The organism is Nocardia sp. NPDC088792 (assembly GCF_044750615.1).
Lineage (GTDB): Bacteria > Actinomycetota > Actinomycetes > Mycobacteriales > Mycobacteriaceae > Nocardia.
Genome location: NZ_JBIVKC010000001.1, coordinates 1788520 through 1806597, shown reverse-complemented (window position 1 = coordinate 1806597; position 18078 = coordinate 1788520). Strand labels below are relative to the sequence as shown.

Here is an 18078-nt window from a genome sequence, read left to right as displayed (position 1 = left end):
ATGGAATACACCCACCTGTCCGAATTCGCTATCCGCCCCGGCACTCTGACGCTCTGGCGCGCGGAACTCGAACCCGGCCACGACTGGACCACCGACGAGCGGCCGCTCGCGAGCGTGCACGTGCGGCACTGCAAGGAAACCGATGCCGCCGATCCGCGCCCCGGCCGCGGCCGCTGGATCGGCACCATCTTCGAAATGGACGCACCCCTCGACGCCGAGCACTGGCGCGAAACCGTGCGCCTGTGGCACGCGCGGCACGAGGGCCTGCGCACCACGCTCGGCCGCCACGATGTGGCCGAACCGCAGCGCCTGGTCTGCGCCCCGGAAGCCGTCACCATCACCGACGAGCCCGTGCCCGGCCGCACAGCTCCGGAAGCCGTCAGCGAATACCTCACGGACGCACTGGAATTGCGGCTCTCGCCGCTGATCTGGCCGCACTGCCTGCTGGCCACCGTGGACCACGGTGACTCCGGATTCACGGTGCTGGTGGCCGCGGACCACTCCGTCATGGACGCCTACTCGCAGGCCATCGTCATCCTGGAACTGCGTGCCCTCTACCAGTCCGTGGTCGCCGGTGAACCGGCCCGCGAATCGGTGACCTTCGGCAGCTCGGCGGATTTCGCCGCCTACGAGCGCGACGCCGCGGCGGCCCTCACCGCGCAGTGCGACGGCGTCCAGCTGTGGCGGCGCTTCCTGGACGGCTCCGGCGGCATGCTGCCCCGATTCGAACCCGCCATCACCCGCGGCAGCGCCACCCACTCCGAGACCGCGCAGACCAGCATCTCCCGGAAGTTGTTGTCGCTCAGCGAGTTGGAGGCCGTGGAGGCGGGCGTCAGCGCGCGCGGCCACCGGCTGACCGTCGCGGTGTTCACCGCGCTGGCCATCGCCTACCGCCGCAGTTTCGGCTACATCTCCATGCGGGCCATCATGCCCATCTCCACCCGGCCCGATCTGAAGTGGCTGGAATCCATGGGCTGGTTCGTGAACGTGGTGCCCATCGACATCACCCTCGCGCCCGACCTGGACCTCGACACCGGACTGGAATCCACCCGCAACGCCCTGCGCCGCTCCCGCGCCGGCAACGAGACCACCTGGACCCGGGCCCTGGAACTGCTGGGCTGCAACGATCGTCCGCGCTTCGGCATCTCCTTCCTCGACATCCGCGTGCTGCCCGACTACGAGCTGGTCGAATCCCTGCGCGGCCACACCCTGCGCGCCGAGTGCTACTCCGGCGACGAGGTGTTCTTCTGGGTCGTGCGCGGCGCCGACGGCCTGCGCCTGTCCACCCGTTTCCCGGCCACCTTCCCGGTCGAGGAGATGGACCGCTTCCTCGGCGAATTCGTCCGCGCCATGCGCGAATTCGCCCGCGAGGTGGAGCTCGCCGCCCCGCAGGACGCCGCCGCCGAACTGCTGGCAGCGGTACCCGAAGTACCGGGCGGCGCCGTGCTCGACATGCTGCGCGACGCGGTCCCCGCCGGCCCGTCCACCCCGCCCCCGTCCGCAGACCCGCAGCCCGCTGCGGCCGCCGCACCCGCTGTGCTCTCGGGCAGTGAGCCGCAGCTGGTCGGTGTTCCGGCAGGAGGCCTTCCGGCGCCGCAGGGCGATGGCGTACCCGTCCCGGCCGACGCTGCGCCGGAACTGGTCGCCTCCTCGACGGGGAGGTGAATCATGCGGGTCCTGCTCGCCTTCGCCGGCAGCCGGGGTGACGCGCAGCCGGGCATCCTGCTCGCGCGGGAGCTGGCCGGGCGCGGTCATCGGGTGACGCTGGCCGTCTCGCCGAACCTGGTGGAATTCGCCGAGCACCATGGCATTCCGGCCGCACCGTTCGGGGTGGACAGCGAGGTGCTGCTGCGTGCCCAGCTCGACGACACCCGCTTCGCCGGCCTGAATCCGTACCTTCGGGTGCGGGCCCTGCTGGATCTGCAGCGGCGCGGCGTGCCGGAGGCCGGGCGGGACCTGCTCGATATCGCCACGGACGCACAGGTTCTCGTCACGGGCATGGCCTGTGAGGAGCTCGCCGCGGAGGTGGCTGCGCAGCGTGGCGTGCCCCTCGCGGCGATGCATTTCTTTCCCATCGCGCCCAGCCGGGCGGTGCCGGTGGTCCCCGCGGCCTGGGGTCACCGGATTCCCGGTCCGCTCAACCGCCTGGCCTGGCGGGCCCTGGCCTGGGTGCGGGCCCGCGCGCTGGAACCGGCACTCGCGGAACTCCGCGCCGAAGCGCCCGTCCCGCACCGGGAGCCGGGCAAGCGGGTGCGGATCCAGGCGTACGACGGAGAGTTGTTCCCGGGACTGGAACTGGAGCTCGGGGGAGCGCCGGTCACCGGATTCCCCGTCGTCCCCGAGGATTCCGCGTCCGCGGGGAGCCCGGCCGCGAGCGGTGCGCTCGAGGCCTGGCTCTCTGCGGGGCCCGCACCCGTCTATGTCGGATTCGGATCGATGCAGATCCCGGATCCGGAGGGACTGGAGCGCACGATACGCGCCGTCTGCCGGCATCTGAGCATGCGACTATTGTTGTCCGGCAGCATGTTCCGGCAGGGCTTCAGCCCGGAGGTGGCCGTCGTCCGGTACGTCGACCACACCTCCGTGCTGCCGCGCTGCGCGGCGGCCGTGCATCACGGCGGCGCCGGCACCACGGCCGCCGCACTGCGCGCCGGAGTGCCCTCGGTGATCTGCGCCGTGCAGGCCGACCAGCCCTACTGGGGCCGGCAGCTCGAAACGCTGGGACTCGGTGCGACCCTGCCCTTCACCGATCTCACCGCCGACCGCCTCGAACAGGCGCTGATCAGCGCCACCGAGTCGTCCACCGTATTGCGGGCGGCGGCCTACGGCATGCGGTTCCGGGACGACGGCGTGAGCCGGGCCGCCGATGTCGTCGAATCCATGGTCCCCGTGGCCGATCGGCCCGATCACTCGGGCACGGCCACCGGGCCGACACTGTTCGGAGGTAGCCCCCAATGACCGGAACCAGTGAGCCGCAGCTCGAGATCATCGTGGAGAGACCGGAACTCGCCATCGAAACCCACGGTCTGGGCAAGACCTTCGGCGGCATGACCGCGGTCGACGCGGTCGACCTGGAGGTCGAGGCCGGCACGGTCTTCGCCCTGCTCGGGCCGAACGGCGCGGGCAAGACGACCACCGTGCGCATGCTCGCCACCCTGCTGCGGCCGGATCGCGGCCGCGCCAGCGTCTTCGGCTACGACATCGTGCGCGATGCCACCGCGGTGCGCTCCATGATCGGGCTCACGGGCCAGTACGCCGCCGTCGACGAGAACCTCACCGCGGTGGAGAACCTGCGCCTGTTCGGGCAGCTGCTCGGCCTGACCCGCCGCGCCGCCGCCCGCCGCGCCACCGAACTGCTGGAGGAATTCGAGCTCACCGGCGCCGCGACCCGGCGGGTGAGCACCTTCTCCGGCGGTATGCGCCGCCGGCTGGACCTGGCCGCGACGCTGATCACGGTGCCGCCCTTGATCTTCCTGGACGAGCCCACCACCGGCCTCGACCCGCACACCCGGGAACGCATGTGGACGGTGGTGCGCGGACTCGTCGATCGCGGCGCCACCATCCTGCTCACCACCCAGTACCTGGAGGAGGCCGACGCCCTGGCCGACCGGATCGCCGTCATCGATCACGGCACGGTGGTCGCCGAAGGCACGGCGGGCGAACTGAAGTCGTCCATCGGTGAGGAGATGCTGCGCATCGATCTCGCCGATGCCGGGCAACGTCCGCTGGCCGATGCGGCCGTCGAACGGATCACCGGAATCACTCCGCTGCACGGTGATACGCCCGACACGCTCACGGTTCCCCTGTCCGACACCGATCTCGCCGCCGAGGTGATCGCGGCCTGCCGCACCAGCGGTATCCGGTTGCGCGGCTTCGCCGTGGACCGGCCCGATCTGAACTCGGTCTTCCTCGCTCTCACTCGCCAACCGGCTGCCACAGCGTCGTCCGCGGCCACCTCACCTGCCGTCACCCGGGGGTCCGCATCATGACCGTTCTGACCGAAACACCCGTGCGCGTCCACGCCCCGCGTGTCGTCCGGGAGCCCACCGTCCTGCACGTGGGATTGGCTGCCGCACTGTGGCAGTCGCTGATCATGGCCAAGCGCGGCATGCTCACCTTCCGGCACAGCCCGCAGCTGCTCTACGATGCCGTGCTGCTGCCGATCGTGGGACCGCTGCTGTTCGGCAATGTGTTCGGCACCGCCATCGCGGGCAGCCTGCACGCCTATCTGCCCACCCTGGTGCCGGGCGTGCTGGTGCAGATCGTGCTCACCTCCTCGGTGGCCACCGGTGTGCAGCTGTCCGAGGACATCCACTCGGGCGTCTTCGACCGGTTCGTCTCCATGCCGATCTCCCGCTTCGCACCCGTGGCGGGCGCATTGGCCGCGGGCGCAACCAGATACGTGATCGCCGCCGTCATGGTGCTCGTCGTCGGTTTCGGCATGGGCTACCGCCCGGATCATCCGTTCGGGTTGCTGGCCGGCGCACTGCTGGTGGTGCTCGCGACCACCTCGATGAGCTGGCTGTTCGCCTTCATCGGTGTCACGGTGGCGCGGCCGGCGGCCGTGCAGGGCATGTCCATGCTGGTGCTGACCTTCCTCAGCTTCGCCTCCAATGCCCTGGTCCCGGTCGCTGCCATGCCGACCTGGCTGCGGCACGTCTCCGACTACAACCCGGTCTCGCATCTGGTGGCCGCCGTGCGCACGCTCGCCGATTCCGGTCACGCGGGCAGTGACCTGCTCTGGTCGGTGGTGGCCGCCGTGATCGTCGCCGTCGTGTTCGCGCCCTTGACCGTTCGCGTGCTGCGCACCCGATAACCGGAGGATCCCCATGAATCGCCTCACCGCGGACGACGACCTCTTCCTCAAACTGCACGACCTCTACGGCAATGCCCTGGTCAACCAATTGGCCTGGCGCTTCGACGAACCCGTGCACCCCGAGGTGCTGGAACGCTTCCACGCCCACCTCGCGCACGGCTTCCTGGCCCGGCGGGTCCGCGGCACGGCGGTGCCCATCGCCCGGCCGTGGTGGACGGTGGCGGCGGAATCCCATCCACTGACCGTCGAGACCGCCGTCGTGCCCGAAAGCGGCGTCCTGGACTGGTATTTCGCGCAGAGCCGGGTGGACTTCGATCCGCGCACCGGCCGGGTGTGGCGGCTGTCGGCCGCGCCCACCGCCGACGGCGGCATGCTGCTGTCCCTGGTCACCTCGCACGTCGGCGCCGACGGCGGCGCGGTGCTGTTCGCGGTCGGCGATGCGCTGGAACGGCTGGATTCCGATGCACCGGTGTCGATTTCGGCCAGTTCCGGCCGACTGGTCACCGGAGCGTCGGCCACCGGATCGTCTGAAACCACGACGCCGCGCGTCAGCGGACGCGAGGGGCATGTCGCCGACGCGCTCGGTCAGTTGCGTGCCGCGGCGAAGAGTATTCGCGCGGCCATCGCCGCCCGCGGTGTGCGTGAGCCCGAGCGCAATCCGCGCCCGGAAGAACCCCGGCTGGACCTGCCCGATCAGTACACGGCCGCCGTCGCGGTGGTGGAGGTGGAGCTGGCCGAATGGAAGGCGGTGGCCGCCGCCCATCAGGGCACCGCGAACGGTCTCATGGTCGGCGTCGCCGTCGGCCTGCTCGGCCGCACCGGCCGCCTCGGCGAGGAAGCCGTTGTGCGCGTGGACATTCCGCACTCCATGCGGAAGCCCGGCGATCCTCGCGCCAATGCCACCACCGGCCTGCCCATCGCCGTGCCCTACCGGTCGGGCGAGCTCACCGATCTCGCGCACGTCCGGGCCGCCATCAAGCAGGCCGGTCAGGCCTACGCCGATCCGGCCACCACACCGGCGCTGCAACACTTGCAGCCCGTGCAGATGATGCTGCCCCGCGCGGTGCTCGGCTACTTCTCGCGCACCGCGAAGGCGCCGGAATGCCTGTGCACCAACCTCGGTGAGACCGGTCAGGCGGTGGCCACCATCGGCGGCCGGCGCGCCCGCTCGGTCCTCATGCGGCCGATCGTGTGCACTCGCGAGACCGAGATGTTCCGCCGGCTCGAGGTCGGCCTGAACCTGTCCTGGTCCAGTGGCGGCGAGACGGTGACCCTCGCCATCACCGGTGCGGACCCCGACCGCTTCCCGACCCGCGCCGCCTTGCACGACTATGTGGCAAAGGAATTCGCGGCCTGGGGCCTGCACCCGACCTTCTGGAGTTAGGGCGTTCCGTGCGCAGTTACCGGCGGATGTTCGCGCACAGGCGTTCCCAGTTGCCCGAGCCGATCTGCTCGCGCTCGGCATCGGTGAGATCGGCCTGTTCGAGGAAGTTCCGGCACCCGTTCTCGGGGACGGGCACGAACGGGTAGTCGGCGGAGAACATGATGCGGTCGATGCCGAGCACCTCGATCGCCCAGCGCAGATAGCGCTGGGTGAACATGCCGCTCGGCGTCACCGACACATTGGTGCGCCAGTAATCCGATACCGGCCGCGGCAGGTTCACCACCCGCTGCAGTAGATCGATGCGGTCGAGATAGAACAACGCCACCTCACCCCAATGCCCCACGATCACCTGCAGATCCGGGAACCGGTCGAATACGCCGCCGATGATCATGCGGGTGATCTCGATGCCGACGTCGTAGTGCCAGCCGATGCCGGGACCCCCGAACACCGCGTCCACCACCTCGTCGAAACCGCTGTAATACGCGTTGAGCACCCCCGCCGGCGGCGTCTGCGGATGGATGTACAGCGGCGCCCGCAAGGCTTCGGCGGCCTCGAAGATCGGCCAGTAGTCCGGATGATCGAAATGCTGATCGCCGGTGCGCCCGAATACCATCGCGCCGCAGAGACCCAATTCCGTGACCGCGCGCCCCAATTCGGCCGCCGCCGCGGCGGGCGCGGGAGTGGCCAGCGTCGCGAACCCCTGCAATCGATCCGGATGCGCCCGCACCGCCGCGGCGATCACATCGTTGACCTCGGTCTGCAACGGCACGGCCGCGGCCGGTGTCAGCCGCTGCAGGCCCGGGGTGGTCAGCGACAGGACCTGAACGTCCATACCCACCTCGTCCATGGCCTTCAGCCGCTCGTCGCCCAGATCCAGCAGCCCCGACGGGGAAGGGCCGCGCAAGGCGAACTGCAGGGCCGGATCGTCCGGCGCGGATTCGGCCCCCGCCCGCCAGGTGTCGAGAATCGATTCGGTGACCAGATGTTCTTCCAGGCCGATGATTTTCATTGCCATCTCCTCTTCGCTCCGGAGTCGACACTAGAAGGCCGACGACCGCCGGCGTGGGATCTTTGCTTGGGCCTATGTTCGACATAGATGTGTACGCACATAGATATCTCTTAGAAATGCGACGTAGGATGCCACGAGGAACAAACATATATGTGTGTTCACATCTACTCGTTTCGGGAGGATTCTGTGCGTGCCATCGCGGCTGTTGCCGTCTTGCTGACAGTGTCGGGTATCGCGGGTGCGGGCTCGGCCACCGCGCGGCCCGCGCCGCAACCGGATACGCCGCTCGCGGGGATCGCGGCATGTCCGGCAGGAACCCGGGGTGATGCCCCGGTGCTGCTGATTCACGGCACCGGCGCGACCGTCGAGAAGAGTTTCGGCGCGGTGCGGCAGGCGCTGCTCGACGACGGGCGCTGCGTCTACGGACTCGATTACGACTCCACCCGGCCGCTGTCGGATTCGGTGGATTACTTCGCGGCCGCGGTGGACCGGATCACGGCGGTCAACGACGGCGCCCCGGTCGATGTGATCGGAAAATCGCAGGGCGCGCTCATCGCCCGCGCCGTGAGCCTGAAATTCACTGACCGGCAAGAGAATCCGGTGCGGTCGGTCATCGCCGTCAGCGGCCCGCAATACGGAGTCACCCTCGCCGGAATGACTCTCGGCGCAGCGGCCGCCGCCCTGCCGCCGGATATCCCGTTCCCCACACCGGCCCTCCGCGACATGCTCGCCGGATCGCCGTATCTGACCGACCTGAACAGCGGCCCGATGACCGCACCCGGCGTCGCCTACACCATGATCGCCAGCCGCGACGACGAGATGGTGACCCCCTACACCGCCGCGTTCATCGACGCCCCGAACGTCACGAACATCCTGCTCCAGGACGGCTGTCCCGAAGACCACTCCGGCCACCTCGCCGAATCCACCGACCCGCGCAGCGTGGACCTGGTCCTGCACGCCCTGGATCCACAGCGCCACACCAGGATTCGCTGCACCGCGAACGACGAACGGAAATAGGACCGGACATGACCGATCCGCACTTGCCGCGCCTTTCGAGCGGGATCAGCAGGCGCGCCTTCACGACCGGTGCGCTCGCTGCGCTCGGCGGTGCGGCGCTGTACGCGAGCGGGCGGCCGCCGATGGCCTCGGCCCGGCCCGCCGCGGAGTCTTACGGGCTCACCGTCGACCCGGCCACGCACACCGTCGGCCGGGACTTCTTCGGCGTCAACGGAGCCCGCATCATCTCGGCCGAGAACGCACGGCAATGGCACGATCCCGCATTCCGGGACGCGCTGGCGGCGGTCGGACCCGGCCTGATCCGGGTGCAGGGTGGCACCACCTCGCAGTGGCTGGATTGGCGCACCGGACTTTTCGAGGAGGACAAGGGCGGCGGCTTCGGCGGCCGGAACGACGGGCGGCCGCCCCTGCTGCTCACCGACTGGGCCGAGCTCGTCCGGAACAGCGGCGCCACCGCGGTTTTCGACCTGAACGTGCTGAACGCCACGCTCGATGATCAGCTCGACATGCTGCGCGAGGCGCGGCGGCTGGGCCTGCCGGTCCGCTACGTGGAACTGGGCAACGAACTCTGGGTGCCCGGCCGGCCCTACACGACGGTCTTCCCGACCGGAGCCGACTACGCACGGGCCATGAACGACTGGATTCCCGCCATCCGCCGGGAGTTCCCGCAGGCCCGGATCGGCGTCTCGGCGGCCGTGCCGATGGCGGTCGCCGCGCTGAGTCCGCGGTACGCCGACTGGAACGACGGGTTGTTCGCGACGATTCGCGACGCCGACGCCGCCGTGTTCCACCCGTACTGGGTGGTCGATCCGGTGGCGGCGGATATCGCCTCGACCGCCGGCGGCGGGGTGGCGACGTGGACCGACCTCGCGGCGAACACGCTGTCGAAAGTGCCTGCGGGCATGGATATCTGGATCACCGAATACAACCAGATGGGCAGGGAGGCGACGCCGCCGCTGACCCTGCTCCCGCCCGTGCGGCAGACCTGGGCCGTCGGCCTGAGCGTCGCCTCCTTCACGCTGCGGGCCTTGCTCGATCCGCGCATGCGCATGGCCGTCATGCACTGTGCGCTCAACGGTGTGCCCGCCGCGGACACCGGTGGCGGCGGCACCACCAATCAGGCGGTGCACGCGCTGATCTCGGATGGTTCGGGCGGCTCGGAGCTGTTCGGCCGCACGGCTCTCAACTGGGCGCTGACCCCGATCTACCGCAGCATGACCGACGGCGCGGAGGTCAGCGCATTGCGGTTGGATCCGGGCGTACGGATCCCGGCCGCTCTCCTCATGCCGCCCGTCGCCGGTCCGGTCGATGCCTGCACGGGTGTCCAGCTGTCGGCGCCGGGACTGACGACCGGCATCCTCGTCAATACCTCGGACCGGCCACTGCGAATAACGCTGCCGCCCAGCCTCGCCGGTGCGCAGGAAGCGACGATATATACGGCCGCGCCCACTGCCGCTCCCGCATTCGAGCCGGGCGTCACCATCTCGGCGATCGGTGTGGCGGCGTCCGATCACCTTGATGTGCCCGCCTATTCGGAGGCGGTGCTGCGCAAGCGGTAGATCGCCCCGAACCGCCGGGTCAGTGCCGGTCCGTGCGGTTCTCGAAGTCGGCCAGCGTGATCTCGAGCCACCCGATGTAGGACGCGGTGGAGGCGCGGCCCTGGTCGTGCGCGGCCTGCAGGACCTGTCCGGCCCAGTGCGCGTCGATGGCTTCGATAGGTGTGAGGGCAGTGGTCGCGTCGTCGATCCGGGTGGGCGTGCGCACCTGGTTGCGGCGGTAGTCGAGTTCGATGCGCAGGATCTGGACGGCCAGTTGCCGGTCCAGCATGCCGGCGAAGAGGAAGCGCAGCATGAAGTCGGGGTCCATCGGCCGGGGTGCGGGCTCGTAAGGCGAGTGGGCCCAGTCCTGCAGCGCCCGGATGCCGTCGGCGGTGAGCCGGTACACCTTGGCGTCGGGTTTGCCCGTGCGCGCGTCGACCTCGAAGTCGACCAGTCCGCGCTCGACCAGCTTGGCCAGCGTCCGGTACACCTGCGGCAGTGTGACCCGGTAGCCGATGAACCGGCCCGGGCCGTCCATCCATTTGCCCAGGTCATAGCCCGACAGCGGTCGCAGAGCGAGCATGCCGAGGATCAGGGTGTCGAGCATTGCGCCAGCATAGGTGTTCGCAGCCGTCATATATGTGTTCGCGCAGCTATATTGACGCGCCGCCAATATAGGCGTAACCATGAGGTACAGATATTTGGATCACACTCCATGAGAGGCCCTGACAATGGCGTCAGCACCCGTGAAGACCGATTCTGCGGTCGCCATCGCACGCGAGTACGCCGAGAAACTCCTGCTGCTGTCGCAGGGCTCGGTCGACAAACACTTCGATCCTTTTACCGATATCGATTGGGACAACCCCGATTTCGCGGTCGATCAACAGGACGAGCGGTGGATTCTGCCGGTGTCCGGGGACATGTTCGCCCGGCATCCCTGGTATCAATCGCAGTCCGAGGCCCGCAAGATCGAGATCGGGCTGTGGCGGCAGGCGAATATCGCCAAGGTCGGGCTGCAGTTCGAGACCCTGCTCATCGGCGGGATGGTGCAGCACACCTTCAAGCTGCCCAATGGCTCCCCGGAGTTCCGCTACTGCACCCACGAGGTGATCGAGGAGTGCAACCACACCCTCATGTTCCAGGAGATGGTCAACCGCATCGGCAAGGACGTGCCGGGCATGGGGCCGATACTGAAACAGCTCACCTACGTTGTCCCGGCGCTGGCCTCGCTGTTCCCGAATCTGTTCTTCATCGCCGTACTCTCCGGTGAGGAGCCGATCGACCACGTGCAGAAGGCGATTCTGCGCGCGGGCGAGGACGTGCATCCGATCATGCGGGGCGTCATGGCGATTCATATCGCCGAGGAGGCGCGGCACATCTCCTTCGCACACGAGTTCCTGGAACATCATGTGCCGCAGGCGAACCCGCTCAACAAGTTCGTGCTCTCCATGGCCTTTCCGATCGTCATGTGGATCGGCGGCCGGGCCATCGTCATCCCGCCGCGCTCCTTCTTCCGGGAGTTCGACATTCCACGGTCGGTCCGCAAGGAGGTCTTCTTCGGATCGCAGGATGCGAAGGATTCGTTCGCGGGCTTCTTCGGTGATGTCCGCTCGCTGGCCAAGCGTCTAGGCCTCATGAATCCGGTGGCCAAGCAGGTATGGAAGGTCCTCGGCATCGACGGTCCCACCACCCGCTACCGCTCGGAACCCGATCGGCCGGGTCAGGTGCGCGCTGCCTGATCGTCCACTTCCCAGGATTTATAGACGTAACCCTGAATAACATGTAATACTCGGTGCGCCCGGACGCCGGTGTCCGGGCGCGACCAGAAGCGAGTGACTCGATGACGCGGCATGTCGATGTACTGATCATCGGCGCGGGCCTGTCCGGAATCGGCATGGCCTGCCACCTGACCAGGGAAAAGACCGGGCGCAGCTATGTGATCCTGGAACGCCGGGAAGCCATCGGCGGCACCTGGGACCTGTTCAAGTACCCCGGCATCCGCTCCGACTCGGATATGTACACCTTCGGCTACGGCTTCCGCCCCTGGATCGGTACCAAGGTGCTGGCCGACGGACCCCATATCCGCGAGTACATCGAGGACACCGCCGCCGAATACGGCGTCACCGACCATATCCGCTTCGGCCGCAAGGTCACCCGCGCCAACTGGTCCAGCGCGCAGGGCGTCTGGGTGGTCGAGGCCACCGACGAGCGCACCGGCGACACCGAGACCTACACCGCCGGCTTCCTGGTCGGCTGCACCGGCTACTACAACTACGACGCCGGCTACCGCCCGCGGTTCCCCGGCGAGGAGAACTTCAAGGGGCAGCTGGTGCACCCGCAGCACTGGCCCGAGGACCTCGACTACGCCGGTAAGAAGGTCGTCGTGATCGGTTCCGGCGCCACGGCCATCACGCTCATCCCCGCCATGAGCAAGGACGCCGCGCACGTCACCATGCTGCAGCGGTCACCCACCTACATCGCCGCGCTGCCCGCCGACGATCCGGTCGCGGTCGGCCTGAAGTTCGCGAAAGTGCCTGCCGCCATTGCCTATCGGGCGGGCCGGGCGCGCAATATCGCGTTGCAGCGGGCCAGCTACCAGCTCTCGCGCACGAATCCCAAGCTGTCGGCCAAGCTCATGCTGGCGGCGGTGCGCGCGCAGGTCGGCAAGAACATCGACATGCGGCACTTCACGCCCTCGTACAACCCGTGGGATCAGCGGTTGTGCGTGGTCCCCAACGGTGATCTGTTCCGGGTGCTTCGCAAGGGGGAAGCATCCATCGTCACCGATCACATCGAATCCCTGACCGAGCACGGGATTCGCCTGAAGTCCGGTCAGGAGCTGGAGGCGGACATCATCGTCACCGCCACCGGCCTGCAGGTGCAGATGCTCGGCGGCGCCGAGCTCGAGGTGGACGGCGAGGTGCAGCGCACCCACGACCTGGTCGCCTACAAGGGCGCCATGCTGAGCAATATCCCCAATGCCATGGTGATCCTGGGCTACACCAACGCCTCCTGGACGCTGAAGGCCGACCTGGCCGCCGAATGGTGCTGCCGCCTGCTGAATCACATGCGGGACAACGGCTATCGCGAGGTCGTGGCGGTGCCGCAGCCGGGTGACATCTCCGAGCACTCGCTCATGGGCGGCGCGCTCACCTCGGGATACATCCAGCGTGGTGACGGCGTCATGCCGCGGCAGGGCACGCGTGGTCCCTGGAAGGTGATCAACAACTACTTCCGCGATCGGCAGCTGCTGCGCAAGGGCGAGATCGAGGACGGCGAACTGCGGTTCACCCGCACCAGCACCGCGGCGGTCCCGGTCACCGCCGAATCCCGTTCGGCCTGATCCGGTCTCGATCGAACGATCGGGTTCGATCAAGCCAGCAATCGGCCGCTGGATCTTCCGCCGGCGGCCGATCGATCGCAGGATGGGTTGATGACGACCCTCCCGCCCTCAACCCCGTTCCCGGCCGCCGTGCGGGATCAGTTCGCGCCCACGGTGACCTACCTGAATGCGCCCAGCTGTGGCCTGCTGCCGCAGTCGGCCGCGGCGGCGCTGGCCGCCGCGGATCTGCAGCGCGTGACCGGGGAGTTCGATATCCCGGGCGTCGATGTCGTGGTCGACGAGTGCCGGGCCGTGTTCGCGCGGCTCTCCGGTTTCGAGACCCGGCAGGTCGCCATCGGCTCGCAGGTCTCCCAGCTCATCGGATTGATCGCGCAGAGCCTGCCGCCGGGTGCGCGCGTGGTCGTGCCCGAACACGAATTCACCTCTGTGTCCTGGCCTTTCCTGGCCCGGCCCGATCTCGACGTGCGCGAGGTGCCGCTGGCCGGGCTGGCCGCGGCCATCCGTCCCGGTGATGCGGTGGTGGCCGCCGCGGTGGTGCAGTCCGCCGATGGCGCGGTCGCGGACATGCCGGCCGTGGTCGCCGCCGCCCGGGCCGCGGGCGCCCGCGTGCTGTTCGATCTGAGCCAGGCCGTGGGCTGGTTGCCGGTGCGGGACAACGGCGCCGACTGGGTGGTGAGCGTCGGCTACAAGTGGTTGCTGGGTCCCAAGGGCACCGCATTCCTGGCCGGCACCGATGCCGCGCTGGATACCCTGCGACCGCTGGCGGCGGGCTGGTACTCCGGCTACAACCCGTGGGAGACCTGCTACGACGCCCCTCTGCGGCAGGCCGAGGACGCCCGCCGTTTCGATGTGTCGCCCGCCTGGACCATGTGGATCGGCCAGCGTCCCGCCATGGCCGTGATCGAGCAGGCCGGAATCGAGAATATCCACCGGTACGATGTGGCCCTCGCCGACCGGCTACGCAAGGGACTCGGTCTGGCGGAGGGCAATTCGGCCGTCGTCTCGGTGCGGATCTCGCCCGAGGCGCGGGAGCGCGTGCGCGCCGCGGGCATTGTCGGGGCCGTGCGGGCGGGGCGGCTGCGGCTGGGCTGTCACCTCTACAACACCGAGGACGATATCGATCGGGCCCTGGACGTGCTCACCGGATAGTTCGAAGCCGGAAAGCCTGCCGCCCAGCGGAATCGGCGTTCGATCAGGCCGGGTGGAAGCCCGCTCCCACACCCTTCGCGGCGTCGACGGCCGCGCGCACGCTGTCCCACGACACCGCGAAGGTGGGGGTGTGCACCGGGTTGTACGGATCGGAGCAGCTGAACCGGGTCGACTTGGTGTCGCTGATCAACGGACCCGACACCAGACCGACCAGTCGATCACCCAGTACCAGCGGCCCACCGGAGTCGCCGTAGCTGGAACAGGCCTGATCGAGGAATCCGCCTGCACCGGAAGCCCATACGACACCGCAGGCATCGCCCATGGTGCGCCCGCCCTGGCACACCACATCCCACGCGATGGGGGACAGGCCGGTGCTCGCGATGGTGGTGGCGCCGACCGTACGCAGCGGGATCACCTTGGCGGGATCGAATTGGATTACCGCGTAATCGATCTCCGCGTCCGAACTGACCACCGTGCCGACCACACCGGCATCGGGGAATTGCTCACCGGTGACCGGCGTGCCCTCCTCGGCGCAGTGCCCCGCGGTGAATCCGACCAGGCGGCCGGCATTGTCGTAACCGATGGTGGTCAGGCTGCACTTGGTCGCCTTGCCCAGCACGATCCCGGATCCGCCGCCGAGCGCCGCCTGCGTATCCCCGGGCGCGGCATGCGCCGCCGGGGACTCGAGCAGCGGCGGCGCCTCGAACAGTCCGAATGCGGCGACCGCCGCCACCGGGGCGACCCAACGACGAAATCCGAGCATGTGGAACCACCTGTCCGAGTCGTACGACGTGAGTTGCCTTCAGCTTGCCACTTGCGTGGCGAGTCGAACGCCACAGCGCGTCAGGTCACAGCTGGGCGATTGTGTGGCCGAGAACGGTCACCGATGGTAGCTGGCCGCGGGACTCAGGTCAGCCAGATGGGTCGTTGCGGGGCAAAGGCATCGGCCTGGACGCGTGGCGAATCGCCCCAGCGCATGGCCTGCCGCTGCGCCGTCGTGTACCGCGGCCAGTTCGCACCCGGATCACCATCGGCGATGAACGACACCCAGGCCCGATGGATCGAATCCGCCAGGGACTGCGGCGGATTGTCGCCCGCCACCTCGGTCACGCCCTCGGCATGCAGTAGATCGAAGGCGAAGGGAATGTCCAGGCAGTGGAAGGACATGCCAGCCACCTTGGGCGCCGTTGACGCCCAATCGAATTCGTACAACCAGGTGGGCTGATCGCGGCTCGCCCGGAATTCGGCGATGCGGTACGACGGCGCGCGCAACAGGGCATCGCTCTGGGCCTGCCCCGCGAGCTCGGCCGCCGACTTGCCCGGATAGGCGGCGCGGAAAGCAGCGGCATCGGAGAAGCCGAGGGCCGCGAGCGCGGTCGGCAGCGTGGCATCGGTGACCGGCGCCTGTTGACCGAGTCCGGCATTGAACTCGTCGCGAGTGAAGCCGATCAGCAGTGGAACATTCGCCGCCGCACCGGATTTCAGCAGGTCCGGCGTGCTCTGCGGGATCAGGGTTCCGTCCGCGAAGGGGGCGAGGCCGAGCAGCAGGGCCGGACCGCTGTCCGGGCCCGGGACGCGCAATCGGTCCTCGAGGTCCTGGATGCGGTCGCCCGGCAGGTCGCGCAGGGCCGCGGCGGTGGCGGGCAGGCCCGAGCGCTCGGTGAAGAGCCGGGACATGACCAGCGCGGTGGCGCGGTCGTTCGGCTGGGAGACCGCGCCGGATTCGGAGATGCCGGCCCGGAACAGACCCTGCGCCTTCGGGGTCGCCATGAGCGCCCACACCGCGCCGCCGCCCGCCGACTGCCCGGCGACGGTCACCTTGGCCGGGTCCCCGCCGAAGGCGGCGATATTGTCGCGGACCCAGGTGAGGGCGGCGATCCAGTCCAGCACGGCCCGATTATCGGGGGCGTCGTCGAGATGCAGGAAGCCCTCGATGCCCAGCCGGTAGCCGATCGACACCAGCACCACGCCGTCCCGGTTGAACGAGGCGCCGTCGTACCAGGGGCTGGCATTGCAGCCGGCCACGAAGCCGCCGCCGTGAATCCACACCAGCACGGGCAGTTTCGCGTCCTTGCCCGGATTCGGCGTGAAGACGTTCAGGTTCAGCACCGCATCGCCCGGAATCGTGGGCTCGGGGATGGTGGTCACCTCGGAGAGCTGCTTGCGCTGTGCGGTCGGGCCGTACCTGGTGCAGTCGAGCACCTCGCGCCACGGCGTGGGCGGCACGGGGGCTGCGAAGCGCAACGCGCCGACGGGCGGCTGGGCGTAGGGGATGCCGAGATACGCCGACCCGGTCTCGCGCCGCAGACCGCGCACCGGCCCGTACGTGGTGGTGACGGTCGCCGCGACCTGCGTGTCCTTGCTGCCGGCCTTGGTGCTGGAGCAGGCCGCGGCGAAGGCCAGCATGCCCGCGCCGAGCAGTAGGTTCCGGCGACCGATATGTGGTGCGGGCATAACCAACCTCTGTCGAACATTTACGTCAATGCTTGAAATAATTACTTCCGAGCATAATCTCGCACTTGTGGACCATGCACCCTCGGGTACCCCCAGCGACTCGGCCGCCGTACGCCGCCGCAACCTCGGCCTGGTCCTGTCCCACATCGCCGCCCACGGTCCCTGCCCCCGCACCGACATAGCGACAGCCACCGGCCTCGCCCACGGCTCCGTCACCGCCCTCACCACCGACCTCCTCGACCGCGGCCTGATCCACGAGGCCGAGGCCCCCCGTAGCGGCACCCGGGGCCGCCCCACCCGCCCCCTCCTCCTCACCCCCACCCGAGCCCTCACCATCGCCGTCCAGATAACCGCCGAACACCTCCGCGCAGCAGTGGCCGACCTCTCCGGAAACCTCCTCTGGCGCACCGAAGCCCGCCATCACTCGGCCCCCGGCACCCCCGAAGTCATGGCCACCGCCGTCGCCGTCATCGTCCGCCATGCCGCAGCCGCCACGCTCGGCCTCGGAAGTGCCAGTGCGGCAGCGCCGGTCGCCGGTGTACCGGCGGGGGCCGGCAGCGTCCTGGTGCGGGTGGCGATCGCGATGGCGGGGCCGGTGCGGGATGACGTGGCGCAAACGGTGGTGGTGGCACCGGATTTCGGGTGGATGGAGCCGGTTCGGCTGGGGGAGTTGGTGGTTGGTCTGCTGCCGGAGTTGGGGTGCCCGGTCGATGTGGTCAACGACGGCAATGCCGCCGCGCTGGCGGAGTATCACGCACGGCCGGGTGGGGGTGACGCGATGGGGCGAGGGCTGGTGCTGGTGGAGGCCGGGACCGGGATCGGTGGTGGCGTCGTACTGGACGGTCGCATTCACACCGGTGGGCATGGGATCGCCGGTGAGCCGGGGCATATACCGGTGACGCTCGACGGGCCGCCGTGTGTGTGCGGGGCATCGGGGTGCCTGGTGCTCTATGCCGGCCCGGAGGCGGTGCTGACCGCGGCCGGGTTGTCGGAGACCTTGCGGAACAAGGGCTTAGAGGCGGCCTCGGAGGAGCTGATCGCGGCGCTGCGATCGGCCGACGGACGGGCGATCGCAGCGGTGGAGCGAGCGGGGAACGCGCTCGGCGTGGCCCTCCTGGGCATCATCGCCCTGCTCGATGTCGACGAGGTCGTGCTGGGTGGCACACTCGCGCAATGGTTTCCGTGGCTGGCGCCCGCCGTGAACGAGCGCCTGGCGGGCCGTCGCGCGCTGGCCCCGGCGCTCGAATTGGAGATCGTCCCCGCCGTACTCGGCGAGGACGCCATCCTCCTCGGCGCTGTCGAATTCGCCCGCCGCACCGTCATCTCCGACCCCTCGGCGGTTCCCCTCCTGACGGTGCGGCGGTGAAT

The 18078-nt window shown here is 69.0% G+C and carries 15 protein-coding genes; 11 read left to right on the top strand and 4 right to left on the bottom strand.

The window, feature by feature from the left end; genetic code table 11:
- Genes ACIP5Y_RS08740 through ACIP5Y_RS08720 form a run of 5 tightly spaced genes read left to right on the top strand, consistent with a single transcriptional unit; the run spans position 1 to position 6200 of the window.
- Positions 1–1665, top strand: a complete 1665-nt coding sequence (locus ACIP5Y_RS08740; RefSeq protein ID WP_400348842.1) for a condensation domain-containing protein — start codon at positions 1–3, stop codon at positions 1663–1665.
- Between the two features lie 3 nt (positions 1666–1668).
- Positions 1669–2958 (top strand): glycosyltransferase, encoded by a 1290-nt coding sequence (locus tag ACIP5Y_RS08735; protein WP_400348841.1) that lies wholly within the window; start codon positions 1669–1671, stop codon positions 2956–2958.
- The gene (locus ACIP5Y_RS08730) at positions 2955–3989 is read left to right on the top strand and encodes an ATP-binding cassette domain-containing protein (protein WP_400348840.1); all 1035 of its coding nucleotides are present in this window, start codon (positions 2955–2957) and stop codon (positions 3987–3989) included. The genes ACIP5Y_RS08735 and ACIP5Y_RS08730 overlap by 4 nt, the downstream gene beginning before the upstream one ends.
- Positions 3986–4816, top strand: a complete 831-nt coding sequence (locus ACIP5Y_RS08725) for an ABC transporter permease (RefSeq protein WP_400348838.1) — start codon at positions 3986–3988, stop codon at positions 4814–4816. The genes ACIP5Y_RS08730 and ACIP5Y_RS08725 overlap by 4 nt, the downstream gene beginning before the upstream one ends.
- Positions 4817–4829: 13 nt before the next feature.
- The gene (locus ACIP5Y_RS08720) at positions 4830–6200 is read left to right on the top strand and encodes a hypothetical protein (RefSeq protein WP_400348836.1); all 1371 of its coding nucleotides are present in this window, start codon (positions 4830–4832) and stop codon (positions 6198–6200) included.
- Between the two features lie 16 nt (positions 6201–6216).
- On the opposite strand, the gene ACIP5Y_RS08715 is transcribed toward ACIP5Y_RS08720, so the two are convergent.
- Positions 6217–7209: an amidohydrolase family protein gene (locus tag ACIP5Y_RS08715; protein ID WP_400348834.1), complete on the bottom strand. Its 993-nt coding sequence runs from the start codon at positions 7207–7209 to the stop codon at positions 6217–6219.
- 186 nt (positions 7210–7395) lie between these two features.
- On the opposite strand from ACIP5Y_RS08715, the gene ACIP5Y_RS08710 reads away from it, so the two are divergent.
- Complete coding sequence (locus tag ACIP5Y_RS08710; RefSeq protein WP_400348832.1) at positions 7396–8226, top strand: esterase/lipase family protein; 831 nt, start codon at positions 7396–7398, stop codon at positions 8224–8226.
- A gap of 8 nt (positions 8227–8234) precedes the next feature.
- Complete coding sequence (locus tag ACIP5Y_RS08705; protein ID WP_400348830.1) at positions 8235–9785, top strand: hypothetical protein; 1551 nt, start codon at positions 8235–8237, stop codon at positions 9783–9785.
- 19 nt (positions 9786–9804) lie between these two features.
- On the opposite strand, the gene ACIP5Y_RS08700 is transcribed toward ACIP5Y_RS08705, so the two are convergent.
- The gene (locus tag ACIP5Y_RS08700; RefSeq protein ID WP_400348828.1) at positions 9805–10371 is read right to left on the bottom strand and encodes a PadR family transcriptional regulator; all 567 of its coding nucleotides are present in this window, start codon (positions 10369–10371) and stop codon (positions 9805–9807) included.
- A gap of 124 nt (positions 10372–10495) precedes the next feature.
- On the opposite strand from ACIP5Y_RS08700, the gene ACIP5Y_RS08695 reads away from it, so the two are divergent.
- From ACIP5Y_RS08695 to ACIP5Y_RS08685, 3 genes are all read left to right on the top strand, one after another.
- Positions 10496–11503, top strand: a complete 1008-nt coding sequence (locus tag ACIP5Y_RS08695; protein ID WP_400348826.1) for a diiron oxygenase — start codon at positions 10496–10498, stop codon at positions 11501–11503.
- A 101-nt stretch (positions 11504–11604) separates the two neighbouring features.
- Positions 11605–13107, top strand: a complete 1503-nt coding sequence (locus ACIP5Y_RS08690) for a flavin-containing monooxygenase (RefSeq protein ID WP_400348825.1) — start codon at positions 11605–11607, stop codon at positions 13105–13107.
- Between the two features lie 90 nt (positions 13108–13197).
- Positions 13198–14256 (top strand): aminotransferase class V-fold PLP-dependent enzyme, encoded by a 1059-nt coding sequence (locus ACIP5Y_RS08685; RefSeq protein ID WP_400348823.1) that lies wholly within the window; start codon positions 13198–13200, stop codon positions 14254–14256.
- 43 nt (positions 14257–14299) lie between these two features.
- On the opposite strand, the gene ACIP5Y_RS08680 is transcribed toward ACIP5Y_RS08685, so the two are convergent.
- Both ACIP5Y_RS08680 and ACIP5Y_RS08675 read right to left on the bottom strand, forming a co-directional pair.
- Entirely contained in the window at positions 14300–15019 is a 720-nt protein-coding gene (locus ACIP5Y_RS08680; RefSeq protein WP_400348821.1) for a hypothetical protein, read from the bottom strand.
- A 143-nt stretch (positions 15020–15162) separates the two neighbouring features.
- Positions 15163–16710: a carboxylesterase/lipase family protein gene (locus ACIP5Y_RS08675; RefSeq protein WP_400348819.1), complete on the bottom strand. Its 1548-nt coding sequence runs from the start codon at positions 16708–16710 to the stop codon at positions 15163–15165.
- A 67-nt stretch (positions 16711–16777) separates the two neighbouring features.
- Between ACIP5Y_RS08675 and ACIP5Y_RS08670 the strand changes: the two genes are divergently transcribed.
- Positions 16778–18076: an ROK family protein gene (locus ACIP5Y_RS08670; protein WP_400348817.1), complete on the top strand. Its 1299-nt coding sequence runs from the start codon at positions 16778–16780 to the stop codon at positions 18074–18076.
- Positions 18077–18078: the final 2 nt, after the last annotated feature.